Source organism: Streptomyces africanus, assembly GCF_030816955.1.
Classification (GTDB): domain Bacteria; phylum Actinomycetota; class Actinomycetes; order Streptomycetales; family Streptomycetaceae; genus Streptomyces; species Streptomyces africanus.
This window is the reverse complement of sequence record NZ_JAUSYP010000001.1, coordinates 4,676,480-4,691,030: the sequence shown is the minus strand read 5'-3', so window position 1 is coordinate 4,691,030 and position 14,551 is coordinate 4,676,480. Positions and strand designations below refer to the sequence as shown.

The 14,551-nt window shown below is 71.1% G+C and carries 18 protein-coding genes; 4 read left to right on the top strand and 14 right to left on the bottom strand.

Annotated elements, in window-relative coordinates; all coding sequences use genetic code 11:
* Positions 1–25 precede the first annotated feature (25 nt).
* From fbaA to QF034_RS21830, 7 genes are all read right to left on the bottom strand, one after another.
* Positions 26–1,048, bottom strand: a complete 1,023-nt coding sequence (gene fbaA, locus QF034_RS21860; RefSeq protein ID WP_307176552.1) for a class II fructose-bisphosphate aldolase — start codon at positions 1,046–1,048, stop codon at positions 26–28.
* A 133-nt stretch (positions 1,049–1,181) separates the two neighbouring features.
* Complete coding sequence (gene pyrE / locus QF034_RS21855) at positions 1,182–1,730, bottom strand: orotate phosphoribosyltransferase (protein ID WP_086565157.1); 549 nt, start codon at positions 1,728–1,730, stop codon at positions 1,182–1,184.
* Between the two features lie 10 nt (positions 1,731–1,740).
* Complete coding sequence (locus QF034_RS21850) at positions 1,741–2,529, bottom strand: aldose epimerase family protein (protein WP_307176551.1); 789 nt, start codon at positions 2,527–2,529, stop codon at positions 1,741–1,743.
* Positions 2,530–2,581: 52 nt separating this feature from the next.
* Complete coding sequence (locus tag QF034_RS21845) at positions 2,582–3,460, bottom strand: SRPBCC domain-containing protein (protein ID WP_307176550.1); 879 nt, start codon at positions 3,458–3,460, stop codon at positions 2,582–2,584.
* Between the two features lie 115 nt (positions 3,461–3,575).
* Positions 3,576–5,231 carry a polyamine aminopropyltransferase gene (locus QF034_RS21840; protein ID WP_307176549.1) on the bottom strand — a complete coding sequence of 552 codons (1,656 nt, stop codon included), beginning with the start codon at positions 5,229–5,231 and terminating at the stop codon, positions 3,576–3,578.
* 119 nt (positions 5,232–5,350) lie between these two features.
* Positions 5,351–5,878: a DUF2617 family protein gene (locus QF034_RS21835; RefSeq protein ID WP_307176548.1), complete on the bottom strand. Its 528-nt coding sequence runs from the start codon at positions 5,876–5,878 to the stop codon at positions 5,351–5,353.
* 578 nt (positions 5,879–6,456) lie between these two features.
* A complete protein-coding gene (locus tag QF034_RS21830; protein ID WP_307176547.1) occupies positions 6,457–6,735 on the bottom strand; it encodes a hypothetical protein in 279 nt (92 codons plus the stop codon).
* Positions 6,736–6,863: 128 nt separating this feature from the next.
* Here QF034_RS21830 and QF034_RS21825 point away from each other — a divergent pair, with 128 nt between their 5' ends.
* From QF034_RS21825 to QF034_RS21815, 3 genes are all read left to right on the top strand, one after another.
* On the top strand, positions 6,864–8,096 hold the full coding sequence (locus QF034_RS21825) for a pyridoxal phosphate-dependent aminotransferase (RefSeq protein ID WP_307176546.1): 1,233 nt from the start codon (positions 6,864–6,866) through the stop codon (positions 8,094–8,096).
* Between the two features lie 70 nt (positions 8,097–8,166).
* Positions 8,167–8,424: a hypothetical protein gene (locus QF034_RS21820; protein ID WP_307176545.1), complete on the top strand. Its 258-nt coding sequence runs from the start codon at positions 8,167–8,169 to the stop codon at positions 8,422–8,424.
* A 35-nt stretch (positions 8,425–8,459) separates the two neighbouring features.
* A complete protein-coding gene (locus QF034_RS21815) occupies positions 8,460–8,801 on the top strand; it encodes a PIN domain-containing protein (RefSeq protein ID WP_370880959.1) in 342 nt (113 codons plus the stop codon).
* A gap of 17 nt (positions 8,802–8,818) precedes the next feature.
* On the opposite strand, the gene QF034_RS21810 is transcribed toward QF034_RS21815, so the two are convergent.
* From QF034_RS21810 to QF034_RS21800, 3 genes are all read right to left on the bottom strand, one after another.
* Entirely contained in the window at positions 8,819–9,670 is an 852-nt protein-coding gene (locus QF034_RS21810; protein WP_307176543.1) for a hypothetical protein, read from the bottom strand.
* 282 nt (positions 9,671–9,952) lie between these two features.
* Complete coding sequence (locus QF034_RS21805; RefSeq protein WP_307179945.1) at positions 9,953–10,084, bottom strand: DUF397 domain-containing protein; 132 nt, start codon at positions 10,082–10,084, stop codon at positions 9,953–9,955.
* Positions 10,047–10,961 (bottom strand): helix-turn-helix domain-containing protein, encoded by a 915-nt coding sequence (locus tag QF034_RS21800; RefSeq protein ID WP_307176542.1) that lies wholly within the window; start codon positions 10,959–10,961, stop codon positions 10,047–10,049. Before QF034_RS21800 ends, QF034_RS21805 begins: the two co-directional genes overlap by 38 nt.
* A gap of 179 nt (positions 10,962–11,140) precedes the next feature.
* Here QF034_RS21800 and QF034_RS21795 point away from each other — a divergent pair, with 179 nt between their 5' ends.
* Complete coding sequence (locus QF034_RS21795) at positions 11,141–11,587, top strand: ATP-binding protein (protein WP_370880958.1); 447 nt, start codon at positions 11,141–11,143, stop codon at positions 11,585–11,587.
* Position 11,588: 1 nt separating this feature from the next.
* On the opposite strand, the gene QF034_RS21790 is transcribed toward QF034_RS21795, so the two are convergent.
* The 4 genes from QF034_RS21790 to QF034_RS21775 form a co-directional block, all read right to left on the bottom strand.
* Positions 11,589–12,143 carry a Uma2 family endonuclease gene (locus tag QF034_RS21790; RefSeq protein WP_307176541.1) on the bottom strand — a complete coding sequence of 185 codons (555 nt, stop codon included), beginning with the start codon at positions 12,141–12,143 and terminating at the stop codon, positions 11,589–11,591.
* A gap of 151 nt (positions 12,144–12,294) precedes the next feature.
* Positions 12,295–12,822, bottom strand: coding sequence for a YbjN domain-containing protein (locus QF034_RS21785; protein WP_306965155.1), 528 nt, complete (start codon positions 12,820–12,822; stop codon positions 12,295–12,297).
* Positions 12,823–12,970: 148 nt separating this feature from the next.
* Positions 12,971–13,672 carry a peptidase inhibitor family I36 protein gene (locus tag QF034_RS21780; protein WP_307176540.1) on the bottom strand — a complete coding sequence of 234 codons (702 nt, stop codon included), beginning with the start codon at positions 13,670–13,672 and terminating at the stop codon, positions 12,971–12,973.
* Between the two features lie 47 nt (positions 13,673–13,719).
* Entirely contained in the window at positions 13,720–14,247 is a 528-nt protein-coding gene (locus tag QF034_RS21775; protein WP_307176539.1) for a hypothetical protein, read from the bottom strand.
* Positions 14,248–14,551 lie beyond the last annotated feature (304 nt).

The following is a 14,551-nucleotide window of genomic DNA, read 5'->3' as shown; positions in this document are numbered from 1 at the left end:
CTCCAACGCGTGGAACGAACCGGACTTACTTGATCTTGGTGCCGGTCGAGCGGAGGTGGCCGCAGGCCTCGACGACACGCTGGGACATGGACGCCTCGGCCAGCTTGCCCCAGGTGCGCGGGTCGTAGGTCTTCTTGGAGCCGACCTCGCCGTCGACCTTCAGGACACCGTCGTAGTTGCGGAACATGTGGTCCGCGACCGGACGCGTGAAGGCGTACTGCGTGTCCGTGTCGATGTTCATCTTGACCACGCCGTTCTCCAGCGCGGTGCGGATCTCCTCCTCCGAGGAGCCGGACCCGCCGTGGAAGACGAAGTCGAACGGGGAGGCCTTGCCGAACTTCGCGGCGACGCCCTCGTTCAGCTCCTTCAGCAGGTCGGGGCGCAGGACGACGTTGCCCGGCTTGTACACGCCGTGCACGTTGCCGAAGGACGCGGCGAGCAGGTAGCGGCCCTTCTCGCCCAGGCCCAGGGCCTCGGCGGTGCGGATCGCGTCGTCGACCGTGGTGTAGAGGGAGTCGTTGATCTCGTGGGAGACGCCGTCCTCCTCGCCACCGGTCGGGGTGATCTCCACCTCGAGGATGATCTTCGCGGCGCGGGCCTGCTCCAGCAGCTCCTGCGCGATGGAGAGGTTGTCGGCGAGGGTCTCGGCGGAGCCGTCCCACATGTGCGACTGGAACAACGGGTTCAGACCGGCCTCGACGCGCTTCTTGGACAGCGCCAGCAGCGGACGTACGTACCCGTCGAGCTTGTCCTTCGGGCAGTGGTCCGTGTGCAGCGCGATGTTCACCGGGTACTTCTCGGCGACGATGTGCGCGAACTCGGCCAGGGCGACCGCGCCGGTCACCATGTCCTTGCTGTACTGGCCGCCCAGGAACTCGGCCCCACCCGTGGAGATCTGGACGATGCCGTCGCTCTCCGCCTCGGCGAAACCGCGCAGTGCCGCGTGCAGGGTCTGGGTGGAGGTCACGTTGATGGCCGGGTAGGCGAACTTTCCTGCCTTCGCCCGGTCCAGCATCTCGTTGTAGACCTCGGGAGTTGCGATGGGCATGCGTCCGCTCCTTGTATCTGCGGGTTGGCGTACTGCGTTGTCGGCCCTGACCTAGACCTTGGGGTGCGACGTCATCGTCGGCCCCATCTTTCCAGACTTGGCCGGAAGGTCCAGGCCACCGTCCACGCCCTGGTCAGTCCAGGCCCAGCTCGTCCTTCGAGAAGGCGAAGAGGTACGGCACCCCGGCGCCCTCCTGGATCTTCTCCGCGGCGCCGGTCGCCCGGTCGACGATGGTCGCGACGGCGACGACCTCGGCCCCGGCCTCGCGCACGGCCTCGACGGCGGTGAGCGGGGAGCCGCCGGTGGTGGAGGTGTCCTCGACGACCAGCACCCGGCGGCCCGCGATGTCCGGGCCCTCGACGCGCCGCTGCAGGCCGTGCGCCTTGGCGGCCTTCCGTACGACGAAGGCGTCCAGGCGCTTGCCGCGCGCGGCGGCGGCGTGCAGCATCGCGGCGGCCACCGGGTCGGCGCCCATGGTGAGCCCGCCCACCGCGTCGAACTCCAGCTCGGCGGTCAGGTCGAGCAGCACCTGCCCGACCAGCGGCGCGGCCTCGCCGTCGAGGGTGATGCGCCGGAGATCGACGTAGTAGTCGGCCTCCAGACCCGACGACAGGGTCACCTTGCCGTGCACCACGGCCTTGTCCTTGATCTGCTGCAGCAGCGCGCCGCGTGTGTCCGTCATGGCGCCCAGCTTAGAGGCGGCGCCAGCTCCAGGTCGTGGTGGCCTCCAGCGGCTCCAGGGGCGTGACCAGGCGCGGCGCGGTGTTGAGCCCGTTGGGCGGGCCGGTCTGCGGCTCCACGCACACGGCGGCCTCCTGCTCGTCGTAGACGACGACCCACTCCTCCCGGCTGGTCACCTTCAGCTCCAGCTGCCCGGGCCAGGTGAGGGTCACGTCGACGCCGCCGGGCATCCCGAAGCAGTCGTCCCAGGGGCCGGGCTTCGGCTCGACGCGATTGCCGGCGGGCAGGTGGTCGTCGCCGCGCTCCTCCTGCCACGCCGGGTCGAAGTCGAGGGTCACGTCCTCGCCGCCGAGGTTCCGGTTGAACCACGGGTGCCAGCCGATCTGCGCCGGGAACGACGACTCGTACGTCTCCACGGACATGGTCAGCGTCAGCGCGTCCTCGGTGAGGGCGACGACCTGGGTGATGCGGCCCGGGTGCGGCCAGGGGTCGACGAGCTCGTAGGTGAGGACGGCCTCGGCCGTGCTCGTGCGGGCGGTGCGCCAGGCGCCGTCGCGGGCGGTGCCGTGGATGGCGTGCGGCGGGGCGTTGAGGGGCATCTGCCGTACGGCGGCGCCGTCCAGGAAGCGCCCGTCCCGGATCCGTCCGCACCAGGGCACCATCGGGAAGCAGCCGAACCGCTGCCCCTGCCGGAGCAGCTCCACGCCGCCGATCCGCAGCCCTCCGACCCGGCCGCCGTTGCCCGGCTGCACGGTCACCTCCGCGTCGCCCGCGGTCAGCGTGATGTCTTCGTCACTCACGGGACGACCCTACTGGGGTGATCAAGAGGGCCTCGTGCGGTGCGGGGCGTTTTCAGCGGCGTCGGCGCAGGGCCCGGACCGCCACGACGGCCGACGCCAGCGCGAGCGCCGCGGCGGGGGCCGCCCAGCGCAGCGGGGCGGAGGGCATCACGGTCTGCGGCGCGGGCACCGGCGCGTACCGCCCGCGCGGCGGCGCGTGATCGACCTCCTCGGCGCTCCGCCCGATCATCGTCCGCCGCGCATGCGCCGCCTCGGCGATGTCCTCGTCGTCCTCGTCGTCCTCACCGGAGGGCCCGAGAGAAGACGGCGGAATATCGGCGCCGAAGGCGGTGGGGGGCTCGGGGGCCGGGGCGGGGGGTTCGTCGGCATCACCCGGAGCCGAGGGCTCGTCACCGCCCTCGGCCTCCGCCGGAGGGGGTGGGGGCGCGTCGTCCGCGTCCGGGGTCGTTTCGTAGTCGGTCGTGGCGCGGGGTTCGAAGTCCTGGGTGGCGAGGGGCGTGGTCGTGTCCGGGGATGCCGCGGCCAGGTGTTCCGCGAAACGGTTCAGCAGGCGGGTGACGGCGCCCTCGACCGCGTCGGAGGGGAGGTCCTTGATCCGTCCGTCCGCGGCGGCCGTACCGTCGAAGACGATCGTCGTGCCGTCCTCCGCGTCCCGCAGGGCGATCCGCAGCGCGAGTTTCACCGAGCCGGTGCCACGGGTCTCCGTGGCGTCGCCCTCGACGGCGTACTCCCCGCCGTCCCCCCGGGACACCCGTACGGCCCCCCGGTACGTGACCGAGTGGCTGCCTACCCTGATCTTCAGCCGCCCCGCGACGGGCTCGGCGCCGGCGTCCTGCTGGAGCCCCGGAACCGCCCGGGCGACCAGCGCGGGGTCGTCCAGCACCTCCCTGAGCCGCTCGGCCGGAACCGGAACGAACACCTCGTGCTCCATGTGGACGGACTCTACCCAGCACGGGCCGAAACGCACCCCCGGCTTCGGGATTCACCCCCGATCCGCCCCCGCCAGGCGTATCCTCACCCGCCCCCGCCAGGCCGTCCGGGCCCGTTCAGTAGCGCGGATGCACCAGTGTCGACGCGGGCAGCCCCCCGATCCGGGTCGCCCGCGCCGCCCGCTCCCCCGCCGCGAGGGACGCGTCGTCGAGGACGATCGGGCGCGGGCCGTCCGGGTCGAGGCGCGGTCGCGGCTCCGTGCGGGCGGCCAGGACGAAACCCCAGTCCCGGGGCGCCCGGGAGCGGTCGGCGGGCGGGCGGTCGGGGCCGGCGGCGAAACCGGCGTGGCGACCGCCCGTGCCGTACGGGGCGGTGCGGAAACCGGCCGCGCGCAGGGTCGCCTCCACCGTCCAGAACACCCGCGGGCCGGCCGCGACGGGCCCGGCGTGCACCGCGAGCCGGCCGCCGGGGGCGAGCACCCGCCGCGCGAGGCCGTAGAACTCCTGCGAGTACAGCTTGGTACTCGCCGTGATGCCCGGGTCCGGCAGATCCGACAGGACCACGTCGTACGCCCCCGGGGGCGCTCCGCGCAGCCAGCCGAAGGCGTCCTGCTCCGTCACGCGCACGCGCGGGTCGCCGAAGGCGTGCCGGTTCAGGGCCGACAGGGCCGGGTCGGTGCGGGCCAGCCGCAGCACCTCCCCGTCGAGTTCGACGACGTCGACCCGTTCCACCCCGCGATGCCGCAGCACCTCGCGGGCCGCCAGTCCGTCACCGCCGCCGAGGATCAGCACGCGCGCGTGCGGTCCGGTCATGGCCGGGTGGACGAGGGCCTCGTGGTAGCGCAGTTCGTCGCGCCCGCTGACCCGCAGCCGGCCGTCGAGGAACAGGTCGGGGGGCCGGCCGTCGGTACCACCGGTGAGCACCACCTCTTGCACGCCGGTGTGGAGCACCACGCGTACGTCCCGGCCGTACACCGCCTGCCGCGCGGCCCGTTCGAAGTCGTCGACGAGGACGGCGGCCGAGGCGAGGACCGCCAGCACCAGCACGTTGGCGGCCAGCAGCAGCCAGCGGGCGCGCCGGGTCAGGTCCCGGCGGAACAGGCCGAGGACCAGCGCGCCCCCGATGACCGCGTTGACGGCGCCGGTGAGCAGCGCGCCGGTCAGCTGCCCGAGGAACGGCAGCAGCAGGAAGGGGAAGGCGAGCCCGCCGACGAGCGCACCGACGTAGTCCGCGGCGAACAGGTCGGCCACCGCGCCGCCCGCGTCCTGGCGGCGGATGCGCTGGATCAGCTCCATCAGCAGCGGGACCTCGGCGCCGATGAGCAGCCCGGTCGCGAGGGAGAAGGCGACCAGGAGGCAGCGCGGCCCGCTGGCCCACATCCCGCCCCAGTCGCCGGTCCAGGCGAAGACCGCGTACAGGGCCATCGCGCTGCACCCGCCGACCAGGGCGAGGGTCGCCTCGACCGCGCCGAAACCGGCCGCGGCGAGCCCGCGCAGGCGCTTCGCGGCGAGGGAGCCGATGCCCATCGCGAAGACCATGACGGACAGCACGACGGACGCCTGGGTGACGGAGTCGCCCATCAAGTACGAGGCGAGGGCGACGAGTTCCAGTTCGTACACCAGTCCGCAGGCCGCGCAGACGAACACGCCCGCGAAGACCAGGAACCGTCCGGTGCCGGGCCGGACGGGCAGCTGCGCCGGGCCGCGGGGGCCGCCCGGGGCGCTCCAGGGCGGCGGGGAACCGGGCGGGGCGGGCGCGTGCGGCTCGATCACGCTGCGACGTTACGTCACGTCTCCACTGCGGTTCGTCACCCACACGTGTGGTGCTGGTTTACAGAGGCCGGATAACGGTACGAGATCGGGTTCGGCGCGTGCGGGCCGTGCGGGGGGATTCAGTTCACGGTGGCCGCCGCCGACGTCCGCACGCCCACCTTCGTGCGGGTCGCCACCAACTGCCCGTCCTGCGGGTACGCGTGCCAGGTCCGCCAGTGCACCTGGCCCTCGTGGTGCTGGGCCAGCAGTGCCGTGAAGGCGTGCGGGCTGCCGGGGAAGACGCCGGCCAGGCCGTGCGGGTGGTCGGAGACGAGGGCCAGCAACTCCTGGGCGCGGCCCGCGAAGGAGCCGGGCGAGAGGACCTCGACCCGGGCCGCGAACTCGTACTCCCAGTCGCCCACCCGCTTGGCGACGCCGAGCGGGAGCGGGGTGCTGCCGCCCGGAATGCACGCCACGGTCTCCGAGCAGGTGCCCCGCTCCTCCTCCAGCAGGACCTGGTGGGACGCGCCGAGGAGTCGCAACTGAAGTCTGGCGCCTGTCAGTTCGAGGTCGAGCGTGGCCAGTGCGGGAAGCGGCTCGCGTCCCAGGGCCCAGGCGAGATCGGCCGCGCGCGTGTCGGTGTAGGAGGTCTTCAGGGTCGTGAGCATGGATCGGCTCCGCAAGCACACAAGGAGAGGGAGAGGGGTCCGCTGTGCCCCGGTCGCACCGGGGGATCGGCCCGGGGCAAACCGGTCGGCCGGTTTTGGGAAGGTGTCCGCAGAACGTCCGAGAGGCTGCGTCGGTGATGGAGAGGGAATCATGAACTGTGGCGCCGCAACAGCGTTTTTACCCAAGTTCGCAGGGTTTCCATCCCTCAGAGGGCTCCACAGCTCAACTGTTCAAACACGGCGTGCGCCGGCACCGGGGAGGCGTGCGCCGGTGCGCCATGGCTCACGCCTGGAGCGGGACCGGACGGGTACCCGGGCTTCGGGCGGGCCCCCGAAGTGCCCGCTTGACGGGCGCAGTTGCCGCAGTCACACCTCGGTCCGACGCTCCACGGCCACAGTTGTCCTACAGGCATGCGAAGTTGCCAGAACGCACTCCGAGTCACAAGACAGAAGTTCGACTCGTACGTCGGACGGGGAACACCGGACACCAGCCCACACACGAACGCGGGGCCCGCCCCAGGTGCGGACCCCGCGTTCGTGGTTGCGGCTTCCCCCGTCGGGAGCACGGCCGACGTGCGTCAGCTGCCTCCGCCGCCGCAGCCGCCTCCTCCACCGCCGCCGCCGCCGCAGGACGACCCGCCTCCGCAGGACGAGCCGCCGCCGCAGGAGTGGCCCCCGTGGTGTCCGCCGGACGAGCCGGAGTCTCCGCCCCCGGCCCACCAGCTGCCGCTGCCGCTGCTGCCGGAGGACGCGACCCCGCGACGCGTCCTCTGTCCTGAACCACCACCGCGTGCCTTGGACACCAGCGCCCCGACCAGGACGACTCCGACCACCGCCAGGATGATGCCGACAACCATGGCGTCACCCTCCTTCCGTTTCCCCCGAAGCGGCCCCCCGTGGGCGCCTCGCTCTTGCGTGAGACGGTGATGCCCTCCCCACTCTCGGGCCAAAGCAGAGTTGAGGAACTCCAGAGCTTCGGCGGAGGATGACCCGCATGACCCCCAGCGCGCGCCCCCTCCTCAACCGTCGGCTCGCCGAGTTCGGGACGACGATCTTCGCCGAGATGTCCGCCCTGGCCCTGAGCACCGGCGCCATCAACCTCGGGCAGGGCTTCCCCGACACCGACGGCCCCGAGGAGGTCAGGGAGGCCGCCGTACGGGCGCTGCGGGACGGACTCGGCAACCAGTACCCGCCGGGCCCCGGCGTCCCCGAGCTTCGCACCGCGATCGCAGCCCACCAGCAGCGGCGCTACGGCCTGTCCTTTGACCCCGACACGGAGGTCCTGGTCACCGCCGGGGCCACCGAGGCCATCGCCGCTTCGCTGCTGGCCCTGGTGGAGCCCGGCGACGAGGTGATCGCCTTCGAGCCGTACTACGACTCGTACGCGGCGTGCATCGCGATGGCCGGCGGGCGCCGGGTGCCGGTCACGCTCCGCCCGGACGACGGCCGCTTCCGCCTGGACCTCGACGAACTGCGCGACGCCGTCACCGACCGCACCCGTCTGCTGCTGATCAACACCCCGCACAACCCGACCGGCACGGTCCTCACCCGCGCGGAGCTGGCCGCGATCGCCGAGCTCGCGGTGGAGCGGGACCTGCTCGTCGTGACGGACGAGGTGTACGAGCACCTGGTCTTCGACGACGCCGAGCACGTGCCGCTGGCGACGTTCCCGGGGATGCGCGAGCGTACGGTCACCATCGGGTCGGCCGGCAAGACGTTCTCGTTCACCGGCTGGAAGGTCGGCTGGGTGACGGCCGCCCCGGAGCTGGTCACGGCGGTGCGCTCGGCGAAGCAGTACCTGACGTACGTCTCGGCGGGCCCGTTCCAGTACGCGGTCGCCGAGGCCCTGGCGCTGCCCGAGTCGTACTTCACGGCCTTCCGGGACGACATGCTGGCCAAGCGGAACCTGCTGGCGGCGGGCCTGGAGGAGGCCGGTTTCCGGGTCTTCCGCCCCTCCGGCACCTACTTCGTCACGACCGACATCCGCCCCCTCGGCGAGACGGACGGCTTCGCCTTCTGCCGCGGCCTGCCGGAACGCGCCGGTGTCGTCGCCATCCCCAACGCGGTCTTCTACGACCACCGCGAGGAGGGCGCGCCGTTCGTACGGTTCGCGTTCTGCAAGCGGACGGGCGTACTGGAGGAGGCCGTGAAGCGCCTCAGGACGGCGCTCCAGACGCCCCGGGTGGCCTCGGCCGGGCGAGACACTCCGAGTTGCTAGAGTCATGATGCGAGTACGGGTACGTACCCGCATCTGATCTGCGATGGTGAGCGAAAAGGGAGCCCGCGTCATGTCGGACGCCAACATCCGTATCCCCGCCGATGCCCGCGATCGGCTTGCCGAGATAGCGGCTGAGGAAGGGCTGTCCCTGCGCGCCTACCTCGCCCGGCTGGCCGAGACCCTGCTCACTCCAGCCGAGCGGGCCGAGCGGGCGGAGAAGGCACGGGCCGTTCTGCGGGAGTGGAACGGATATGACCCGAACACGGACGAGCAGGCCGAACTGGACACCGAACTGGACCGCCGTATGGCCGAAGCGGGTGTTACGTGACCCGTGATGTGCATGTGTTCCTCGACGACAGCGCGATGGTGGCCGCCGGGAGGGGTAGCGTCCTGGTCTCCCGGCTGATCCATCGCGCTCACACTGAACCGGGCTGGTTCCTGTACGTCACCGTGTGCGCCCTGGTCGAGGCCGACCGCGCCCGGCCGGGCACTGCGGAGCACATCGCCGCCCTGCCCGGCATCGCAATTCTCGATCTGGATCTGCCGGCCGCCCTGTCGGTGGCCCGTGCGACCACATGGGCCGATGCCCACACCCTCTATGCCGCCCAGCCCAGTCCCGACCGACCGGACGGCGCGGTGATCGCGACCACCAGGCCGCACACGTGGAAGGAGCAGCCGGTGCGCACCTTGGACCTCAGCCCCTGAACTCAGGCGGCACCGGCTCAGCCGGCCGCGCGCAGGCGTTCCTCGCCCAAGCGGTCCCGGCAGCTCCTGCAGTGCCCGGGTACCGGGGCACGGAAGGCACGCTCGCAGCCGTCACAGGTCTGGAAGGGCAGTACGGCCGGGCGCTCGACGCTCGGGGGCAGTGGGATCGGAGGAGGCGCCGGCAGCGGTGTCTCGCGGAGCCGGAAGGCGAGGACGCTTGCCGGTCGGGCACGGAAACGGTCGGGGAGCCGTACGGTCAGCAACTCCGTGATCTCCCGTGGTCCGACACCGGCCGCCAGCCACTCCGCGACGGCCGGCGCCAGTCGGGCGGCCTCCTGGGCTGACAGGACGAGACGAGGGTCGACCCGGCGCAGGGCGGCCAGTACGGCGACCGCCTCCGGGTCGGCGTCGCCGAGTGTGGGTGCCGGGCTCTCGCTCTCTTGAGGACGGTCAGCGGGCGCCGCCTCCCGGACAGCGAGCCGGGGGCGGGGCGGCTCCGGCGGGTCGTCAGGGCCTTCGCCGCGGGGTACGTCGTAGAAGTACGTCCTGGTCCGCACCTGCCCGGTGGGCGTCCGTTCGCGACGGCGCTCCAGGTATCCGGCTGCTTCCAGCTCCCTGAGCGCTCGCGAGACGAGGATCTCGCCCTCGCTGAAGTGCTCGCACAGAGCGGTGATGGTCACCGAGGAGCCGTCGGGCAGAGAGGCGATGTACGCCGCGACACCGACCGTGACCGCGCTGCCGCGTCGCTGGGCGAGCGCGTTGGAGATCACCGTGAAGTCGGCCGTCAGCCGGGTGCGTACGTGGATCACGCCGGAGGTCGGAGCTCCGGCGTCGGCGCGCAGGCGCGCGTTAGACTGCGGGTCAGCCATCGGGAAGTGCACTCTTCCTGATCGGTCAGGCCCTCGATCGGGATTGCCGTCCCGGCCGGGGGCCGTATCTGTTTGCGGTTGTCGCGGCGAACGTAACGGTCCGTGTCCCGCGCCTGCAAGCCGGTCACTCGCACGGGTGACGCCCGCCCTCTGGCGCGGGGAGGGTGGGTGGGCGGGTAGTTCTTTCCCCCGGTTCTTTGAGGAGGTCAGCGGCCGACCGGACCCTCGCGGACAAGGGCCCGGTGAGCCCTGAAGGCGGACGGCGGCCGGGGCCCGGCCGCCTCAGGGACGGTGGTGCTCGGCCTTCAACTCGCCTATGAAGGCGTCCCAGGAGGCGGCTTGGAAGCACAGCGCCGGACCGGCCGGGACCTTGCTGTCACGGACGGGGACGATGGCCTGGAACACGTCGGCCACCTCCACGCAGTTGCCGCCCTCCTGATTGCTGTAGCTGCTCTTGCGCCAGGCGGCGCCGTTCAGATCGGGACGGGACGTTCGCTCCACGGTGGTTGTCCTCCATCACGGATCGGATCACGTCGAGTGACATGAGCGGGGGCAGAGCTGCCGCCCGCAGCCGATCGTAGGTCAGCGCGAAGTACCTGACGTCGTCCGGATCCTCGATGAGTTGGCCGTAGTGCGCGCCCTCCGTGTAGGCGACCTCCGAGCCGTCCGGCATGGTGAGCACCGTGAGCGAGCCGCCCATGACCTCGTGCTCGCCCTGGTCGAACGGCAGTACCTGCACGGTGATGTGAGGTTCCTCCGTGGCCCCGAGCAGCCGCGCCAACTGCTCACGCATCACCGCCCGGCCGCCGACCGGACGCCTGAGCACCGCCTCGTCGAGGACCACCCACAGCTCGGGCCGATCGGGCGTGCCGAGACGCTCCTGTCGTCCCATGCGAAGGGCGACCCGCTCTTCCAACTGCTCTTTGCTGCCGAGCGTTCGACCGACGCTCAGCACCGCCCGCGCGTAGGCCTTCGTCTGTAACAAGCCTGGCACCACATGAGCCGCGTACTCGCGGACGGCCACCGCCCGCTCCGAGTACTCCATGAACCTCCGCGACCAGTCCGGAAACGCCTCCCGGTACACGTACGGCCACAGCTCCACCAGCAGGTCGTCCGCGCCGAGGACCACGTCCAGCGCACGCGCCAGCGCCAGCGTCGGCTTCGCCCCGGACGCCCGCTCGATCTGCGTGATCCGCGTGCTCACCACATGCGTCAGGTCACCCAGCTGAGTCTGGGTCAGCCCTGCCGCGATACGGAGCCTGCGCACCCGCGCACCGAACAGCGCCGCCATCGACGTGCTGGGGTCAATTCCGTTGGCCAAGGCATCACTTCCGTTCCTTACGGCCTCAAAAGTAAGGCTTCGCCCCCTGTCGAGCGTAGGACGATCGGCCGACTCTTGAGCACGGAACGTGATGACTCGTGTGCGCCACGGAGCGCCTCGACCCGACGGAAAAGGACGAACGGGCCGTGCTGACAGAAATCGCCGCCCCCGGAGGCGAGTATGAACTCCACTCGCTCACCCTGCAGTACCCCTCCTCCCCGCGTGGTGCGCAGCTCGCCCGGCGGCACGCCGTCCGGTGGATGGAGGAACGGGGCTACCCGCCGGCGTCGGACGTGTCCTGCGCGGTCGCCCTCGTCGTCGGTGAGCTCGCGGCGAACGCCGTACAGCACGGTCGGGTTCCCGGCCGCGACTTCGGCCTCCGGCTCGCCCTCGACCGGGCTGCGGGGCTGCTGCGTGTCGAGGTCGCGGACGCCGCCTCCGCGAGGCGACTGCCTACGGCCGCGCCCTCGTCGTCTCCCGAGGGTGAGTCCGGCCGGGGGCTGCTCCTGGTGGACGTCCTGGCCGTGCGCTGGGGGTCGGCGCCTCGCGGCCCGGTGGGCAAGACGGTATGGGCGGAGCTGCGTCTTGAGATTTGATTCAGCGAGCGTCCGCCTCGGGCTCCGGGCGCGGGAGCTCGTCGAGGTCGAGGGTGAAGGTGCGGCCGTCGGCCAGGGGGATGGGGAGCTTGCCCGTGCCGTACTTGTGGGTGTGGGCCGCGATGTAACCCGTGGCGGTCGGCTGGGTGTGCAGGACGACTTCCTGGGCGTACGGGTCCACGACCAGGTAGATCGGGATGCCGTAACGGCCGTACTTCGCGGTGCAGTCGTCGTAGTCCTTGCGGGCGGAGGAGGTCGAGACGACCTCGGAGATCAGCAGGGCGTCCTCGAAGCTGTAGCGCGTGCCCACCCGGCGGGCGTCCTCGCGAAAGATCGCCAGATCGGGGGCGGAGTTCTCGTCGGCTGGGAAGTCGATGTAGACGTCGGAGGCGGTCTTCGCGTGGCGTCCGAGCGACACGATCGTGTCGTACTGCATCGACTTGATCGTGCTGGAGTGCTCGAAGCTTTGCGGGGTCATGATCACCTTTCCGTCGGCCCCGAACAGGACCGTGTACCCCTTGGGGAACTCGGTGTGCACGATCGCGTCGACGCTCATGGACGGCTCCTTCCCGTGTGTGGTCAGGATACGGCGGACAGCGCCGTGTCACCGGGCCTGCCGGCACAGGCCCCCGAAAAGGCATACGGCGCGTACAGCACGTACCTGCTCGTACGCGCCGACGCGCCGCTGGGGCGGAGGCCTGCCGGGCCTACTCCTCGTCCTCGGGCTTGTCCGCCTCGTTGATCTCCTCCTCGAGACCGAGCTGCTCGATGAGCCACTTGTCGAACTCGATCGCGGCCCGCACCCAGCTGACCGTCGAGGAAACGAAGTGCTCCAGGCTCACGCCCATGCCGATCAGCATCTGGGCCTCGCCGATGAGGCGGACCGTGCCGTCGTCGTGGGTGTGGCTGTAGACCTTGGGCCACAGGGTGCGGCGGTTCCAGTCGTCGATGGACTCCAGGATCTGCGGCTTGGCCTCGATCTCGTGAGGCCGGTCGTAGAACGTCCGCACGGAGAAGACCTGCTGGTCTCCCTCACCCCGGAACATGAAGTAGGTGCGGAACTGCTCCCACGGCGCCGCGAGGTCTCCCTCGTCGTCGACGACGTACTTGAGCTCCATCTGGTCGAGGAGCTGCTTCACGAGGTCCTGATCCGGGACTACGGGGCCCGCCGGTCCTTGCGGCTGCGGCTCGGGCTGGCCCCCGAAGTTCGGAATCGAGGACGGGTCGATGGTCACCGTGATTTTCCCTTCGTACGGATCCCGCCATCCTCCCCCATGCGGGGAGGGGGGTGGCAACCCCGGACGGGCCCCGTCAGCCCTCGGCTGACAGGATCCGGCCGGTCGGGGGAGTACCGGGTACCTCCCCCGAGCCTTCCCGCACCTGTCAGGCGCGCCGGACCTCGAAGATGTCGACCTTGTCGTTCCAGTTCCCGCCGCCCGGGTAGTCGAGATTGCGGAAGTTGGAATAGCCGCCCGGCGGGTCCAGCCGCCGGACCCGGTCCTCGACGGGCCATGAGCGCAGGTCGGTGATCTTAGCGTCGCCGTAGTTGATCGAGTAGCGGCCGACCCAGTAGTAGACGGAGCTGAGCTTGTCCCGGCAGCCCCACTCCTTGAGGTCCTTCTTCCCGTCGGAGTACAGCCGCAGGAGCCTGCCCTTGTAGCCGGAGTCCATGTACAGGCACCAGTAGTCGGCGACGCACCGGTCGGGCGGCGCGGCGGCCGCGCGGGCCCCCGCGGGAGCGGCGGCGGCGGCCTTCCGGGTCTGCTCGCGGATCTCGGCGGGCAGCTCGGGGTCGGCCACCGCCTCGGCGTCCGAGTCGTAGCAGTGCACCTCACCGCTGGGCAGTTCGGTGCAGCTCTCGGCGCCCTCCCACGACTCGGCGAGGTTGATCTCCCGGCCGTTGTACTCGGCGATCACGGGGTTGGCCGGTGCTTCGTCCGCCGGGGTGGCGGTCGCCGACGGCTCGGCGCTGATCGACGGCTCGGCGGTGGGCTCTTCCGCGTGCACCGCCGTGCCGCTGGTGAGCACGAGCACGGTGGCCGAGGCCGCGGCGACGAGGGCGGCCGTGAGCGATCTGCGTATCACGTCTGTATCTCCGGGGCGGTGTCGTTTCGGGTGACGGGTTCCGTCGGTCAGCCGTGGACCAGCGCGGTGCCCGGGAGCTCCTGGGTGATGGCGCCCTTGGCGTCCCCCTCGATGTCGTAGACGATGGTTGCGTCCGACGACCACCACAGCTCACCGTCGTAGGTGGTGGACGGGGCGACGCAGGTGTTCTCCGGGGAGTCGGAGGACCAGGCGTAGTGGTCGTTGACCATCGCGGTCAGGTCGCACGTCTTCTTGGTGACGACGTTGTCCTCGCCGGTCTTGGTGAGGCGCTCCTCGATCCGGGTCGTGATCTTGAAGCTGGTGAACCGCTTGGAGCCGTCGATCACCTGGTCGACGCCGAGCTGCCAGTAGACGACCGACTTCCCGGTCATGTTGCCGTTCGACGTCGTGTTCGCGCCGGTGTTCTCCACGTAGTAGGTCGTCTGCGGCTTCTGGCCGGGGAAGACGACGTCGAATTGGGTCGAGGCCGTCCAGGCGGCCGCCGGGCCGGCCAGCATCACGCCGAGCGCGACGGCGGAGGTGGTGAGACCGGCTGCGGTCAGGATCTTGCGCATGGGCATTCCTTCTGGGCTGAAGTGGGTGCACGTGAGGGCCGGGCAGGGCTCCGGCCGGGGGCTGGTCACCTGTGCGGACGGAAATGTCAGCCGGTGGACCGGAAACGCGTTCTCGCCGAAACGGGAAAGGGTGCGGGAGCCGCCGCTGTACCGGCGCGGGCCGCGAGGTGCTCTCTCCCCGTCAACGGACAGGTGGCGGCGTGAAGGCGCGCAGGATGACGTGCATGGCTGAATCCCCCCGTGAATGGTCAGCGCCCCAGGCCGGACTGGTCAGGTCCGCTTCACGGGGCAGCCCGGTCACTTT